The 12,081-nt window shown below is 58.5% G+C and carries 10 protein-coding genes and 1 tRNA gene; 7 read left to right on the forward strand and 4 right to left on the reverse strand.

The annotated features are described in order from the left end of the window. The first annotated feature begins 201 nt into the window (after positions 1–201). The 5 genes from ENN40_09255 to ENN40_09275 all read left to right on the forward strand — a co-directional run bounded on the left by ENN40_09255 (position 202) and on the right by ENN40_09275 (position 4,656). A tRNA-Val gene (locus ENN40_09255) sits at positions 202–274 on the forward strand. A 10-nt stretch (positions 275–284) separates the two neighbouring features. Then, on the forward strand, positions 285–977 hold the full coding sequence (locus tag ENN40_09260; GenBank protein ID HDP95531.1) for a hypothetical protein: 693 nt from the start codon (positions 285–287) through the stop codon (positions 975–977). Next, entirely contained in the window at positions 967–1,965 is a 999-nt protein-coding gene (locus ENN40_09265; protein ID HDP95532.1) for a D-glycerate dehydrogenase, read from the forward strand. Before ENN40_09260 ends, ENN40_09265 begins: the two co-directional genes overlap by 11 nt. Next, complete coding sequence (gene uvrB, locus ENN40_09270) at positions 1,802–3,934, forward strand: excinuclease ABC subunit UvrB (protein ID HDP95533.1); 2,133 nt, start codon at positions 1,802–1,804, stop codon at positions 3,932–3,934. The genes ENN40_09265 and uvrB overlap by 164 nt, the downstream gene beginning before the upstream one ends. A gap of 374 nt (positions 3,935–4,308) precedes the next feature. Continuing rightward, on the forward strand, positions 4,309–4,656 hold the full coding sequence (locus ENN40_09275) for a carboxymuconolactone decarboxylase family protein (protein HDP95534.1): 348 nt from the start codon (positions 4,309–4,311) through the stop codon (positions 4,654–4,656). Between the two features lie 13 nt (positions 4,657–4,669). Here ENN40_09275 and ENN40_09280 read toward each other — a convergent pair whose 3' ends face one another. From ENN40_09280 to hslV, 4 genes are read right to left on the reverse strand one after another with little or no spacing between them, the layout of a single operon-like run. Next, the gene (locus tag ENN40_09280) at positions 4,670–5,887 is read right to left on the reverse strand and encodes a DUF362 domain-containing protein (protein HDP95535.1); all 1,218 of its coding nucleotides are present in this window, start codon (positions 5,885–5,887) and stop codon (positions 4,670–4,672) included. Then, a complete protein-coding gene (locus ENN40_09285) occupies positions 5,835–6,920 on the reverse strand; it encodes a fibronectin type III domain-containing protein (GenBank protein HDP95536.1) in 1,086 nt (361 codons plus the stop codon). The genes ENN40_09280 and ENN40_09285 overlap by 53 nt, the downstream gene beginning before the upstream one ends. A gap of 1 nt (position 6,921) precedes the next feature. Then, positions 6,922–8,295: an ATP-dependent protease ATPase subunit HslU gene (gene hslU / locus ENN40_09290; GenBank protein HDP95537.1), complete on the reverse strand. Its 1,374-nt coding sequence runs from the start codon at positions 8,293–8,295 to the stop codon at positions 6,922–6,924. Next, positions 8,292–8,831 (reverse strand): ATP-dependent protease subunit HslV, encoded by a 540-nt coding sequence (gene hslV / locus ENN40_09295; protein HDP95538.1) that lies wholly within the window; start codon positions 8,829–8,831, stop codon positions 8,292–8,294. Before hslV ends, hslU begins: the two co-directional genes overlap by 4 nt. Before the next feature lie 267 nt (positions 8,832–9,098). Here hslV and ENN40_09300 point away from each other — a divergent pair, with 267 nt between their 5' ends. Further along, positions 9,099–10,355 carry a hypothetical protein gene (locus tag ENN40_09300; GenBank protein HDP95539.1) on the forward strand — a complete coding sequence of 419 codons (1,257 nt, stop codon included), beginning with the start codon at positions 9,099–9,101 and terminating at the stop codon, positions 10,353–10,355. A 43-nt stretch (positions 10,356–10,398) separates the two neighbouring features. Beyond that, entirely contained in the window at positions 10,399–11,493 is a 1,095-nt protein-coding gene (locus tag ENN40_09305) for a S9 family peptidase (GenBank protein ID HDP95540.1), read from the forward strand. Positions 11,494–12,081 lie beyond the last annotated feature (588 nt).

Below are 12,081 nucleotides of genomic sequence, written 5' to 3' on the forward strand. Positions count from 1 at the left end.
GAAACCTTTCACATCTTTAAAAAAATGGTTTTATCTTACAGGGGATCATTATTAAAAAACCTAACAAACATATTTTTTGAAACTTTAGTGGTTGTTTTTGAGACAGCCTCCGAGGGGCCGCCCTTGTCACCTGTCTTCCTGCCTCCTGTTACCTTTCCTACTTGATTTTCGCCTCTGGGACGGGTATAATCCCTTGCGACTGGGCGATTAACTCAGCGGCTAGAGTGCTACCTTCACACGGTAGAAGTCAGAGGTTCAAATCCTCTATCGCCCATTCTTTTCTCATGCAACCGACTTCACGCCGTTTCCTGTTTCAGTCATCACTATTCCCGCTGGGCGAACACCTGATACTGGTTCCCTATTTCCACGATCAGAAACTGTTGGCGTTTTTTCGTCGCCATGCTGTCGACCGCAGACGGCGACTGGGGGGAGAGTGGCTGCACCTGGAATCAATCACCGTGATCACGGGGTTCCTGGGATATCCGGCTCTGTTTACCCATCTGGCCTTCCTGGCGGAACCTTATCCGGAAAAAATATCGCTGCTGGGAACCGCGGGATCACTGGCCCCGAAACTTGACAACACCCGTCTGGTGCAGGTGACCCGCATCATGGGCAGCGGTTCCCTCAGGGGCTTTTCGCGCCGGCCGGCGCTGGATATGGGGGCGCCCCTCATTAAGGGCCTGGAGCCCGTGGCCGGGGTCAGCGTGGACATGGTGCAGCGGGAAACCCCGACCTGGCTGAGACGCCAGCGCACCCGGGGCGCTGAAATCGTGGAAATGGAGTTGTTTCCCCTGCGGGCCCGGCTGAAACGCGACATCACGGCCCTGGTGGTGTTGAGCGACAGCGTCACGGAGACCGGGATTCAGCCCTTTGGGGATTACGATGCCCTGCAACGGGAATTCCGCCGCGGGCTGCTGGCCCTGACGCAGGGTCGTTTGCCCGGCATTACCGGGTCCGGGAGAAAAAATGACGCATAAACCCGTAGTGGTTCTGACCCACCATCTGCTGCCCGCCGTGCAACGTGACCTGGAATCCCGCTGGAACCTGATCTTGGTGGAAGGCGGAGAACGAAACTTGACCCAGGTGCTTCCCGTCCACCACGAGGCCAGGGGGCTGATCAGCTTCCTTTCCGAGCCGATCACCCTGGAGGTGATCAAGTCCGCGCCGAACCTGGAAATCATCGCCAACTACGCCGTGGGATACAACAATATCGATGTGGAGGCGGCAATTGAAAAAGGCATCTGGGTAACCCACACTCCGGATGTGTTGACCGCGGCTACGGCGGACCAGACCATGGCCCTGCTGCTGGCCGTGGCCAGGCGCGTGGTGGAGGGCGATCGCCTGGTTCGCGCCGGCGGATTTGATGGCTGGGCGTCTGATCTCATGCTGGGCCGGGAATTGAGTGGGGCGATCCTGGGCATCGTGGGCATGGGGCGGATCGGAACCGCCGTGGCGCAGCGGGCGCAAGCGTTCGGAATGCGGGTGATTTATCACTCCCGCAGCCGCAAGCCGGAGTTGGAAAAAGAGCGGGGCTACCGCTTTGTTCAATTTGCCGAACTGGCGGAAAGCGCGGACATCATCAGCCTGCACCTGCCGTATTCCTCCAAGGTTCACCACCTGATCGACCAGTCGGTTCTGGCGCGCATGAAACCGGATGCCATGCTGATCAATGTGGCGCGGGGTCCATTGGTGGATGAGGCGGCGCTGGCCCGGCGCCTGCAAGAGGGCGGCATCGGGGGCGCGGGGCTGGATGTGTATGAGCATGAACCCCACGTCAATCCCTTGTTGAAGACCCTGGACAATGTTGTGCTGGCGCCGCACTCAGGCAGCGCCACCGTGCATACGCGCACGCAGATGGGCCGCATGGTTGAAGACAGTGTGGTTGCCGCATTGGCCGGGAACCGCCCTCCCCACCTGGTGGCGGAATGGCGCCAGAGAGAACCGGAGCCCGGCCCGCGTGTTTGAACTCGTTTCCCCTTTTGCGGCCACCCCGGCCCAGCAGGAGGCTGTGCGTGGCATTGCGGATGCATTTGACCGGGGCTGCAAACGCCATGTCCTGTTGGGCGTGACCGGGTCGGGAAAAACCTTTACCATGGCCAGCCTGATCCGGGAGATGGGCCTTCCCACCCTGGTGCTGGCGCCGAACAAAACCCTGGCCGCGCAGCTTTACCAGGAATTTCGCGGGTTTTTTCCGCGAAACCGGGTGGGATACTTTATCAGTTACTACGATTATTACCAGCCGGAAGCCTTTGTGCCCCAACGCAACCTCTACATTGCCAAGGAGGTATCCATCAACGCGGACCTGGAACGAATGCGCATGGATGCGGTCCGCGGACTGCTGGAATCGCCATCTACCGTGGTGGTGGCGTCCGTATCCGCCATCTACAACATCGGTTCCCCGGATGATTTCTTTCGCCAGCGCCTCTCTTTTCATCGCAAATCTCCGCTTTCCCGGGACGGCTTGATCAGTGGGCTGGTAAAGCTGGGTTATCGCAGAACCGAAGGGTTGATCAATACCGGGGGATTGCGAGTGCGGGGGCCGGCGGTCGAGGTGTTTCCCACCAGCGAGGAAGAGCCCCTGCGGTTCATATTTTTACAAAAGAGATTGGCAGCCATCGAAGTCTTTGACCCAGTAACCGGTGAAGCGCGCACGGAGTTGGAGGAAGTCAGCATTTTTCCCGTTTCCTATTTCCACTACCATGGAGAACGCGTCCAATACACGGTTAAAATGGTTTTGGCTGAACTGGAGGAACGAGAAGCCCATTTCCGGGAACAGAATCGCCCGGACTTGGCGGAACGCCTAGGGGAACGGACCCGCTTTGATATGGAACAGTTGGCGCAATTCGGCCATTGCGCGGGGATTGAAAACTATTCACTCTACCTCTCCGGACGCAATCCGGGCGATCCACCATTCACGCTGCTGGACTATTTTCCGCGGCCATTCCTGACCATCATGGATGAATCCCACATTACCCTGCCGCAATTGCGCGGCATGTACGCCGGCGATCGCTCGCGCAAAGAAAAGCTGGTTGAATTCGGTTTCCGCCTGCCCTCCGCCTTGGACAACCGCCCCTTGCGCCTGGAAGAAACCAATGCCCGGTTGGACCGGGTCTTGTACGTATCCGCCACTCCCGCCAACGAGGAGTTAACGGCGGCGGGCGGCGATGGTGTGACTGAATTGCTGGTCCGTCCCACGGGATTGCTGGATCCCCGGGTGGAAGAGCGGCGCGTGGAAGCGCCGATCCAGGACCTGATAAAGGAAATCCGCCAAGAGGTGGAGCGGGGCTACCGGGTGCTGGTGACTACGCTGACCAAGCGCATGGCTGAGAAACTCACCGCGTACCTGGCTGAGCAGGGGATTCGGGCAACCTACATGCACTCAGAGATCAAGCCCCTGGATCGCATTCGCATCCTGCAGCAGTTGCGCAGCGGAGGCGTGGATGTGCTGGTGGGCATCAACCTGTTACGGGAAGGTCTGGATCTGCCGGAGGTATCATTGGTGGCCGTGCTGGACGCGGACCGGGAGGGGTTTCTGCGCTCCGAACGCTCCCTGATTCAGACCTTCGGGCGAGCCGCCCGCAACGTGGACGGCCGGGTGCTTTTGTACATGCGCGAATCAACCGACTCCATTCGCCGCGCGGAGGAGGAAACACGTCGTCGACGCGCTTTCCAGCAAGAGTACAATCAACTTCACGGCCTGGTTCCGCAAAGCATTCGCAAGGCGGTGCACGATTTTCACGATGATTCATGGTGGGTGAACAAAGCCGCAACTGAACCCGAAGTGGAAATCGCGCCCGGTGAGGATGTGGACCGGCGCATCGAGGAGTTGGAAAAAGAGATGCGCCGTATGGCGGACGCTTTGGACTTTGTGAATGCCGCCAGGCTGCGCGACCGCATCCGCCACCTCAAAAACCTGCGCCTTGAACTGTTTTAACTGGGGACGGTGCTTGTAAACATGTAAATACGGATTCTTGGATAATCAGGGTTGAAAAGTTGGAGAGTTGGAGAGAAATAAGGTGACAGTAGGCTTGCAGTCTAAAGTCTAAAGTCGAAAGTCTAAAGTTGAAAGTGAAAACAAACCGCGAAGAAATTTCCCTGACTAACTTGTGTTCCGCCACTCAAAAGCAGCCTCAATGCTTTTTTTTTCTACTTTCTACGTTCTACCTTCTGCAAGTACCGCAATGGCCAGTGCAGGGTTTTTATTGCGTTCCCTTCTTCCTTATTCAGGGCATTGGCCCATCAAATGGAAAATTTCTCAGAACAATGCTATTTTCATATTTTTAGACACTCCCCAAATAAGAGGCACAAATGACCGATTACAGTGAATTCACCCGTTTTCGCCGCCAGATGAATGAACGCATCCTCGAATCGGGAAATCTTGAAATAAAGAGGTTTTTTGCCCTGGACGAGAGGGTGTATGCCCCGGGATTGCTGGATCATGCCACGAAAGAGATGATCGGCCTGGCCGCGTCCATGGTGTTGCGTTGTGATGATTGCGTTCGTTATCACCTGATCCAGTGCCGCCAGGCCGGGATAGAGATCAAGGCGCTCTTCGAAGTGTTCTCCGTGGCCCTGATCGTGGGCGGGTCGATCGTGATTCCCCAACTGCGAAGGGCGGTGGACTTTCTGGAAGAATTGGAAAACAAAAAAAGTTGAAAACTTTTCAACTTTATTTTCTGTACAAGATCCTTGCCATTGGGGGTACGTGAATGTAGATGGCCTTTTCCGGGCAGATTTCCTGGCAGCAATAGCAGCGGATGCAACGTTCATAGTGGAAGACCGGCAATGTTTCCGGTCCGTCTTCACCCGGCCAGTCCAATGCCCGGGGGGTTACGGGGCATTGGGCCACGCAGGCTCCGCAGTTGCGGCAGCGGGAAGCATCGATCACCGGGCGGGGAGTCACCCACTCACGCAGAAAGCGAGGCACGTAGGTGGAAGTCAGAAAGCGCGGCGGAGGACGCCGCGGCACCTGGAAGTCTTTGCAGGCGAGTGAATCCGGATCACTTCCCGATATCTGGATGCGATCCATGCGCAGGTTGCCGATTCCGGCCTTGTGGGCCGCTTCCAGGAATGGCACATGCTCCGGGTTCAAGTGGATGAGCCGGCAGAACACCGTGTCCAGCGCAACGGCATCGCTTGAGAAGAGCAAAACGCCCATGTGACGTGGATTGCCTCCCCTGGGACCGTTTCCTTCCATGGCCGTAATGGCGTCCATGACATACAGGCGGGGAGGGGCCAGAAGGAGAACGGCGGCCAGAAGTTCCGAAAATCGATAGACATCGGGATAGCGCAGGTGTAATTCACTTTTTTGAAGTCCCGGGATGGTTCCGAACTGGTTCTTGATCGCTCCCGTAATACCCGTCAATCCGTGGGTTTTCATTTTTGATATCCCGACCATGCCGTCAGCGGCCAGCACCCCGTGGGCCAGGCGCACTGTTTGGCTGGACAGGGGACCTTTCAGGGAGCGGGTTTCTCCGCGGCGAAAGTCGGCCAGGGGAATGCCCAGGGCGTCCGCAACCGGGGAAATTCCCGCCACCAGGGCGATGCGCTCCGTGCGTCCCCGGGCCGGGGAGTCACCGTAAGTGACCTGTGCTCCGGCGTTCTGGAACTCCCGCGCCACGGCGCCAAAGACCTCGGGATGAACGGTTACCGCCCGTTCAGGCGGATCCCCGGCCAGAAGGTTGGGCTTGAGCAGGATTTTTTCGCCGGGAGCGGCAAATTGTGCCATTCCGCCCAGGGCGTTCAGCCCCTCGTGCACCGCCCTGGATACAAGGTCCGGGGAATAGTCGGTACAGGGGATCACCGCCACCCGGGACAGCGTCGGGGACTGCACGCTAGAATGCCTCGTCCACCGCTTGAGAGGGAAGGCTTTCGTTGCCCCTGGCATCCACGGCTGTGACCTGATACGTGTACATGTGTGTAAGCGCAACGGAGCGGTCTTCGTAATGGGGTGTGGTCACACGGTCCGCGAGCAGGGTGAATTCCTCTTCGTCATCCACGCGGCGATAAATGCGGTAGTGGGAAAGGTCGCGGTCCTCTACCGCGCGCCAGTTGATCAAAAGGTGGTCCCGGGCACGGAATACCACCACCCCTGTTGGAGGATCAGGGGGATAGGTATCCTTCATGGTGATGCTTACCGTGTCGGAGGGGGCGCTTTCGATTCCGGGAGTGAGCAATGCGGAAACCCGGTATTCATAACGGCCTTCGCGGCTCGTATCCGTGTCTTCATATCGTTCCTGCAGGATGGGTTCGGAAGTGATGGGTTGGAATAGAGGTTTTGAGTCGCTCTCGCCCTCGGGAATGATGCGGCGGTAGAGAATATAGCCAGAGACGCCGGCAAGGGGTTTGCCGGCCAGGTTTTCCGTGGGACGTTTCCATTCCAGGCGAAGTGCTTTCTCCTCCTGGGAAATTGCCAGGCCGGGGACCGAGGAAGCAGGCAGGCCGGTAACAAACTCCTGGACGGGGGACAGGGGGGATTTGTAGCGCTGATAAGAATACATCAGGGAAAAGAAGTGTCGTTTCCCGGCCAGTTCAGCAGACGATAAAGGAAAGCGCAGCCGGTAAATGAATCCCTCACGTTCCAGCTCGTCCAGGGAGATTTTGCGCAAGGCTTCGGCGCGGCGCTGGAACTGCCCGCCTTTCAGGACACGGTTCGAATGGTAGCAGCGCACCCAGCGGACCTGGTCGGTCTCGAAGGTGGTGGTTCCGTCACCCAGAACAGCGGGAAATGTCCATGACAATTCCACCGCGGGCCCCAACTGTCGGACCTCGAGACTGGAAATCGCTGTTGGTTCGGGACGCGGTTCCAGGCGCAGGGGGCCTTTGCGTCCGCACGATAAAAACGTCAGGGCGGCCGCCAGGCTGACCGCCGTCAAGACGGCTGCGTGCCGTCGTGTTTGTATGGATTGGCTGCGTTTCATCTTAGAGAATGTAGCGGCTCAAATCGGAGTCGGCCGCAATGTCCGCCACGCGTTGGCGCACGTAGTCGGCGTCGATGCGGACCTGTCCGCCATCCAGGTCGGAAGCCTCGAAAGAGATCTCTTCCATGACTTTCTCCAGGATGGTATGCAGGCGACGCGCGCCGATGTTTTCGGCGCGGCTGTTGATGGTTTCCGCGATGGAAGCCACTTCCGTCACCGAATCGTCCGTAAAGCTTACATCCAGCCCCTCGGTTCCCAGCAGGGCGCGGTATTGTTTGACCAGGGCGTTCTTGGGTTCCGTCAGGATGCGCACGAAGTCGTCGCGGCTGAGCGAATCCAGTTCCACGCGGATGGGAAAGCGACCCTGGAGCTCCGGAATCATGTCGGAAGGTTTGGCCACGTGAAACGCCCCGGCTCCGATAAACAGAATGTAATCGGTCTTGACCATGCCGGACTTTGTCTGAACCGTGGTGCCTTCGATAATGGGCAGCAAGTCCCGTTGAACCCCCTCACGCGAAACACTGGGGCCCTGGCCGCCGCTCTCGCGGCCGCAGATTTTGTCGATCTCGTCCAGAAAGACGATTCCGGTCTGTTCCACCCGTTCCACCGCGACCTTGCCAACCTGGTCCATGTCCAGAAGCTTATTCTGCTCATCCTGGAGGAGGTACTCGCGGGCTTCTTCCACGGACATGCGCCGGCGCTTGGTGCGACCGCCGAACATGTTGGGCATCATCTCACCGATGGTGACCCCGATTTCCTCTACTCCGGAAGAAGAAAAGATCTCGAACGGCGTGGTCTGGCTGGCTTTGACCTCGACTTCCACCATGCGATCATCCAGGGCGCCCTCTTGCAGCAGTTTGCGCAGTTTCTCCCGGGTTTCCGGCGACGCGCCCGGGTCGCTGTCCATTTCAGCCGCGGGCCCGCGCTTGGCTTTCGGGGTGGGCAACAGCACGTCCAGCAATCGCTCTTCCACGTTTCGACGCGCTTTTTCCAGGTTTACTTCCATCTGTTCGGCCTTGACCATGTCTACGGCGATCCGCACCAGGTCGCGGACGATGGACTCCACGTCCCGGCCCACGTATCCGACCTCGGTGAATTTTGAGGCCTCAATCTTGATGAAAGGCGATCCCGCCAGGCGTGCCAGGCGGCGCGCGATCTCGGTCTTGCCAACGCCGGTGGGCCCGATCATGAGGATGTTCTTGGGAATGATGTCTTCCTGGATTTCCATGGGAAGTTGTTGACGACGGATGCGGTTGCGCAGGGCGATGGCCACGGCATGTTTGGCTTCTTTCTGACCGATGATATAGCGATCCAACTCCGCCACAATCTGGCGGGGAGTCAGGTGATGGGATTTCCGTAAAGCAGGGGTATTCATTCAAGCTCCTCAATGGTGAATTCGTTGTTGGTGTAAATGCAGGTGGCGGCGGCTATTTCCAGGGCTTTTTCCACGATCTCCCGCGCGTCCAGGCCGGAATGGCGTTTCAGCGCCAGGGCCGCGGCCTGGGCGTAGGGTCCACCGGACCCGATTGCCAGGATGTCCTCGTCGGGTTCGATCACATCACCGGAGCCCGAAAGGATGAAAAGGTGGCTCTTGTCGGCCACTACGAGCAGGGCTTCCAGGCGCCTCAGCACCTTGTCGGTGCGCCACTCCTTGGACAACTCGATAGCCGCCCGGGCCAGGTTGCCGCTGTATTCTTCCAGTTTGCCCTCAAAGCGCTGGAACAGGGAAAACGCGTCGGAAGTGGATCCGGCGAACCCGGCCAGGACCTGGTTGTTAAACAGGCGCCGCACCTTGCGGGCGCCGTGTTTCAATACCGTGTTTTCAAGGGTTACCTGCCCGTCGGCGCCGATCACCACCCGGTCTTTGTGTCGCACGCACAATACCGTGGTGCTCTTTGTTTTGAACGTCATAAATCCATTGTATGCTTTTTGCCCTGAAGCGTCAATGAGGAGGGGCGAGAGGTTAGAGGCAAGGGGCGAAGGGCCAGGGGCAACTGAGTGAAAAGTGAAAAGTCGAAAGTGAAATCGAGGTGACAGGAGGCAGGAAGGCGGGTGTAGGGGTGCTCCTCTGTGCCCGGCCCGTGCCTTTTATTCATTCTTCTTTATTCATTATTCAGGATTTTTCCGGATTTGCAGGACGTTCTCCTCCGGGTATAATGCTTATCAACAGGAGGCCCAATGACCAGGATCGCCGTAGTCGCAACGATGATTATTCTCTTGATGATTCCCGCCGCCTTGAGGGCGGAACACACCGACACATTGCCGCTGGGCCCGAAGGATCGGAACCTGGTATTGCGCACGGTCGAAGCCGGGCAGATCCTGGATACGCGCACGGGCAAAGAGGTGACCATCGCAAAGATCGCGCGCCGCGCCGCCAACGCCGATGTGGTGATGGTGGGAGAGTACCACGACAGCATGGCTTGCCACCTGTTCCAGAGAGACCTGATCCGGGAAATCGGCAAAATGTCCCCCCAAACCGTGGTGGGCTTCGAGTTCTTCCAGCAGGGAAAGGACGATGCGGCCCTGGCGGCCTGGAGCCGCAAAGAGGGGAATGAAGCGGACCTGCTGCGTGCCACTAACTGGTATGGCGGCACCTCCATGCATTACGGCTACACCCGGCCGGTGATGCAGGTGATCCGTGAAACCGGCCTGGCGGTTATCGGCCTGAACGCGCCCCGCGCCCTGGTCCACCGCGTGGCCGGAGCCGGCCTGGACGCCCTGGGCCCCGGGGAACGCCGCCGCTTCGCCTACGTGGAGAGGAAAAATACCGAACACCGTTATTTCATCCAGCAGGTCTTCGGCGCCGCCGCGTTGCGCCTGCCCCCGTGGTTTGAGCGGATTTATGCCGCCCAGACCTGTTGGGATGCGGTCATGGCCGCGTCAATGCGCAACATCCTGGCGTCCAGGCCGGGCAAAGGAAAAAAGGGAGTGATTATTGCCGGCTCCGCCCACGTGGCCTACGGCCTGGGCATTCCGTTCCGTTACCGCCTGGGCAAACGCCGCGCCCGCCTCTTGACCATTGTGCCGGTGCGGGTGGAAAAGCAGGATGAAGACGCCGATTCCCACCCCATGCTCAAGATGATGGCCAAGAATATGCCCCCCGTGGGCGTGTTCAGCGCCGGCATCGCCGACTACGTGCTCGGCCTGCCGGCGGAGGAAGAAAAGATCTTCCCCGCGCTGGATGTTTCCGGCCACATGGAAGAAGATATGTTCGTGGTGGACAAGGTGGGGGAGGAAAGCCTGCCGCATCAACTGGGATTGCGCCCGGGTGACCGCGTGCTTGCCGTGGATGGACAAGCCGTCACCTCGCAGGCGGAACTGCGGCTGTTGCTGGGCATGGGCCGGGAAACGCCGCCCCGGATTCGCCTGGAACGCGTCCCGCAGCCTTCCGTTGGTAAAGACAACCAGACGGTTCGTGACTCGACATCGGGTTGAAAAGCTATTGCGATAGAGGTACAACCAGGCCAGGAGAGGTTCCATGAAAAAAAACGCGAGATTGTTGATATGCACCGCCCTGACGGCGGTTCTACTGATACCCGCCGCAGCTTTTGGCGTAAGCGGACCGGACGAATACACAAAAAAACTGGAAAAACGCTTTGACGACCTGCGCCACCGTCTGGACGTGCTGGAGAAATCCATTGACGATGTACTCTGGTTCCACCGCCTGGGAGACATCGCCTTTGTGGACAAGGTGCGTCACGTGGGTCCGCCGCGCTGGAAGGTGAAGAATCCCAAGGCAATGGGCGCCAAAAACCCGGTCAAATTCTATTCCTACGTTTTTATTCCCCGAAACGTCGATTACAAAAAGAAATCCCCCCTCATGGTGTTTCCCCACGGCGGGGTGCACAGCAACTTCAGCACCTACTACACCCACATCGTGCGCGAACTGATCGCCCAGGGCTACGTGGTGGCGGCGCCGGAGTACCGCGGCAGTACCGGATACGGTCGCGGCATGTACGAGAGTATCGACTACGGCGGCCTGGAAACCGAAGACACCCACGCCGCCCGTGAATACATGCTGGAAAACTACGACTTCATCGACAGGGACCGGATTGGAATCTTCGGCTGGAGCCACGGCGGCCTGATCACCCTGATGAACATCTTCGACCATCCCGATGATTACAAGGTCGCATTTGCCGGCGTGCCGGTGAGCGACCTGATCGCGCGCATGGGCTACGCCACCGACGCCTATCGCGAGCTTTACTCTGCCGAGTACCACATCGGCAAAACCGCCCGTGAGGATATCCGGGAATACCGCCGCCGTTCACCCGCCTGGAACGCCCACAAGTTCAAGGGTACGCCCCTGCTGGTGCATACCAATACCAACGACGACGACGTCTACGTGCTGGAAGTGGAGCACCTGATCAAGTCCCTGAAGGCCACGGGCAAAGCGTTCGATTACAAGATCTTCCAGGACGCCCCGGGCGGACACAGCTTCGACCGCCTGGATACGCGCATGGCCAAAGAGATCCGCCTCAAGATATACGCCCACCTGGCCCGTCACCTCAAACCGCCCCGGCCCTTTAAAAACCTGGCCGACCTGATGCGTGCCGCTTACCCCGGCTCACCTTGAAATCGTGCCAAACGGCATTGCATTCATTCGTGGGATGCAAGGGAACACTATTGAAGCGGTTCGGTTTCCACGCGGGTGTCGACTTCAAAATAGCGGTACTTTTTATAGGACTGAGTTAATCGATAGAATTCTACCCGGCGATGGCGGGATTCAAGGTATGGAAGAATCAACGATTGGTCACCGCCAATGGCGTTGGCATCACCGGGGGGTATTGGGGCTCTGCGTTTGCTGACCTTTTTATCGAACACGTAGCTTTCTGAAAACTCCACGCTGGAGGGAAAGCGCAGGCCCTTTCTCTCCTCCAGGTATAAGTGGATTGCTTTCAGGTCCAGTCTGGCCGACATCTCACGGGCGGCGGCCTCCAGGGCTGCGCTGCCCGCCACTCCCCGGGGGTCCATTACGATTTTCAATGCCGAACCGTCTTCTACGTCCACCCATACCTTGCCCCGCGCCATGGGCCCTTCTCCTTCCAGCCGCGGCATCACCTCGATCACCGCGCAATGCCGCTTCTTTAACCGTTCCGTGTCCAGCAGCTTATAGCGGTAGTTTCCACGGTTGTGCTCCCCCAGGAGCGTTACCGGCAAAAAC

Source organism: Candidatus Aminicenantes bacterium (genome assembly GCA_011049425.1).
In the GTDB taxonomy this organism is placed as follows: domain Bacteria; phylum Acidobacteriota; class Aminicenantia; order UBA2199; family UBA2199; genus UBA876.

Bases quoted from the DNA above. Each gene is read 5' to 3' on its own strand.
- ENN40_09260 (HDP95531.1), top strand. From the start codon at position 285: ATGCAACCGACTTCACGCCGTTTCCTGTTTCAGTCATCACTATTCCCG.
- ENN40_09265 (HDP95532.1), top strand. From the start codon at position 967: ATGACGCATAAACCCGTAGTGGTTCTGACCCACCATCTGCTGCCCGCC.
- uvrB (HDP95533.1), top strand. From the start codon at position 1,802: ATGTTGTGCTGGCGCCGCACTCAGGCAGCGCCACCGTGCATACGCGCA.
- ENN40_09275 (HDP95534.1), top strand. From the start codon at position 4,309: ATGACCGATTACAGTGAATTCACCCGTTTTCGCCGCCAGATGAATGAA.
- ENN40_09280 (HDP95535.1), bottom strand. From the start codon at position 5,887: ATGCCAGGGGCAACGAAAGCCTTCCCTCTCAAGCGGTGGACGAGGCAT.
- ENN40_09285 (HDP95536.1), bottom strand. From the start codon at position 6,920: ATGAAACGCAGCCAATCCATACAAACACGACGGCACGCAGCCGTCTTG.
- hslU (HDP95537.1), bottom strand. From the start codon at position 8,295: ATGAATACCCCTGCTTTACGGAAATCCCATCACCTGACTCCCCGCCAG.
- hslV (HDP95538.1), bottom strand. From the start codon at position 8,831: ATGACGTTCAAAACAAAGAGCACCACGGTATTGTGCGTGCGACACAAA.
- ENN40_09300 (HDP95539.1), top strand. From the start codon at position 9,099: ATGACCAGGATCGCCGTAGTCGCAACGATGATTATTCTCTTGATGATT.
- ENN40_09305 (HDP95540.1), top strand. From the start codon at position 10,399: ATGAAAAAAAACGCGAGATTGTTGATATGCACCGCCCTGACGGCGGTT.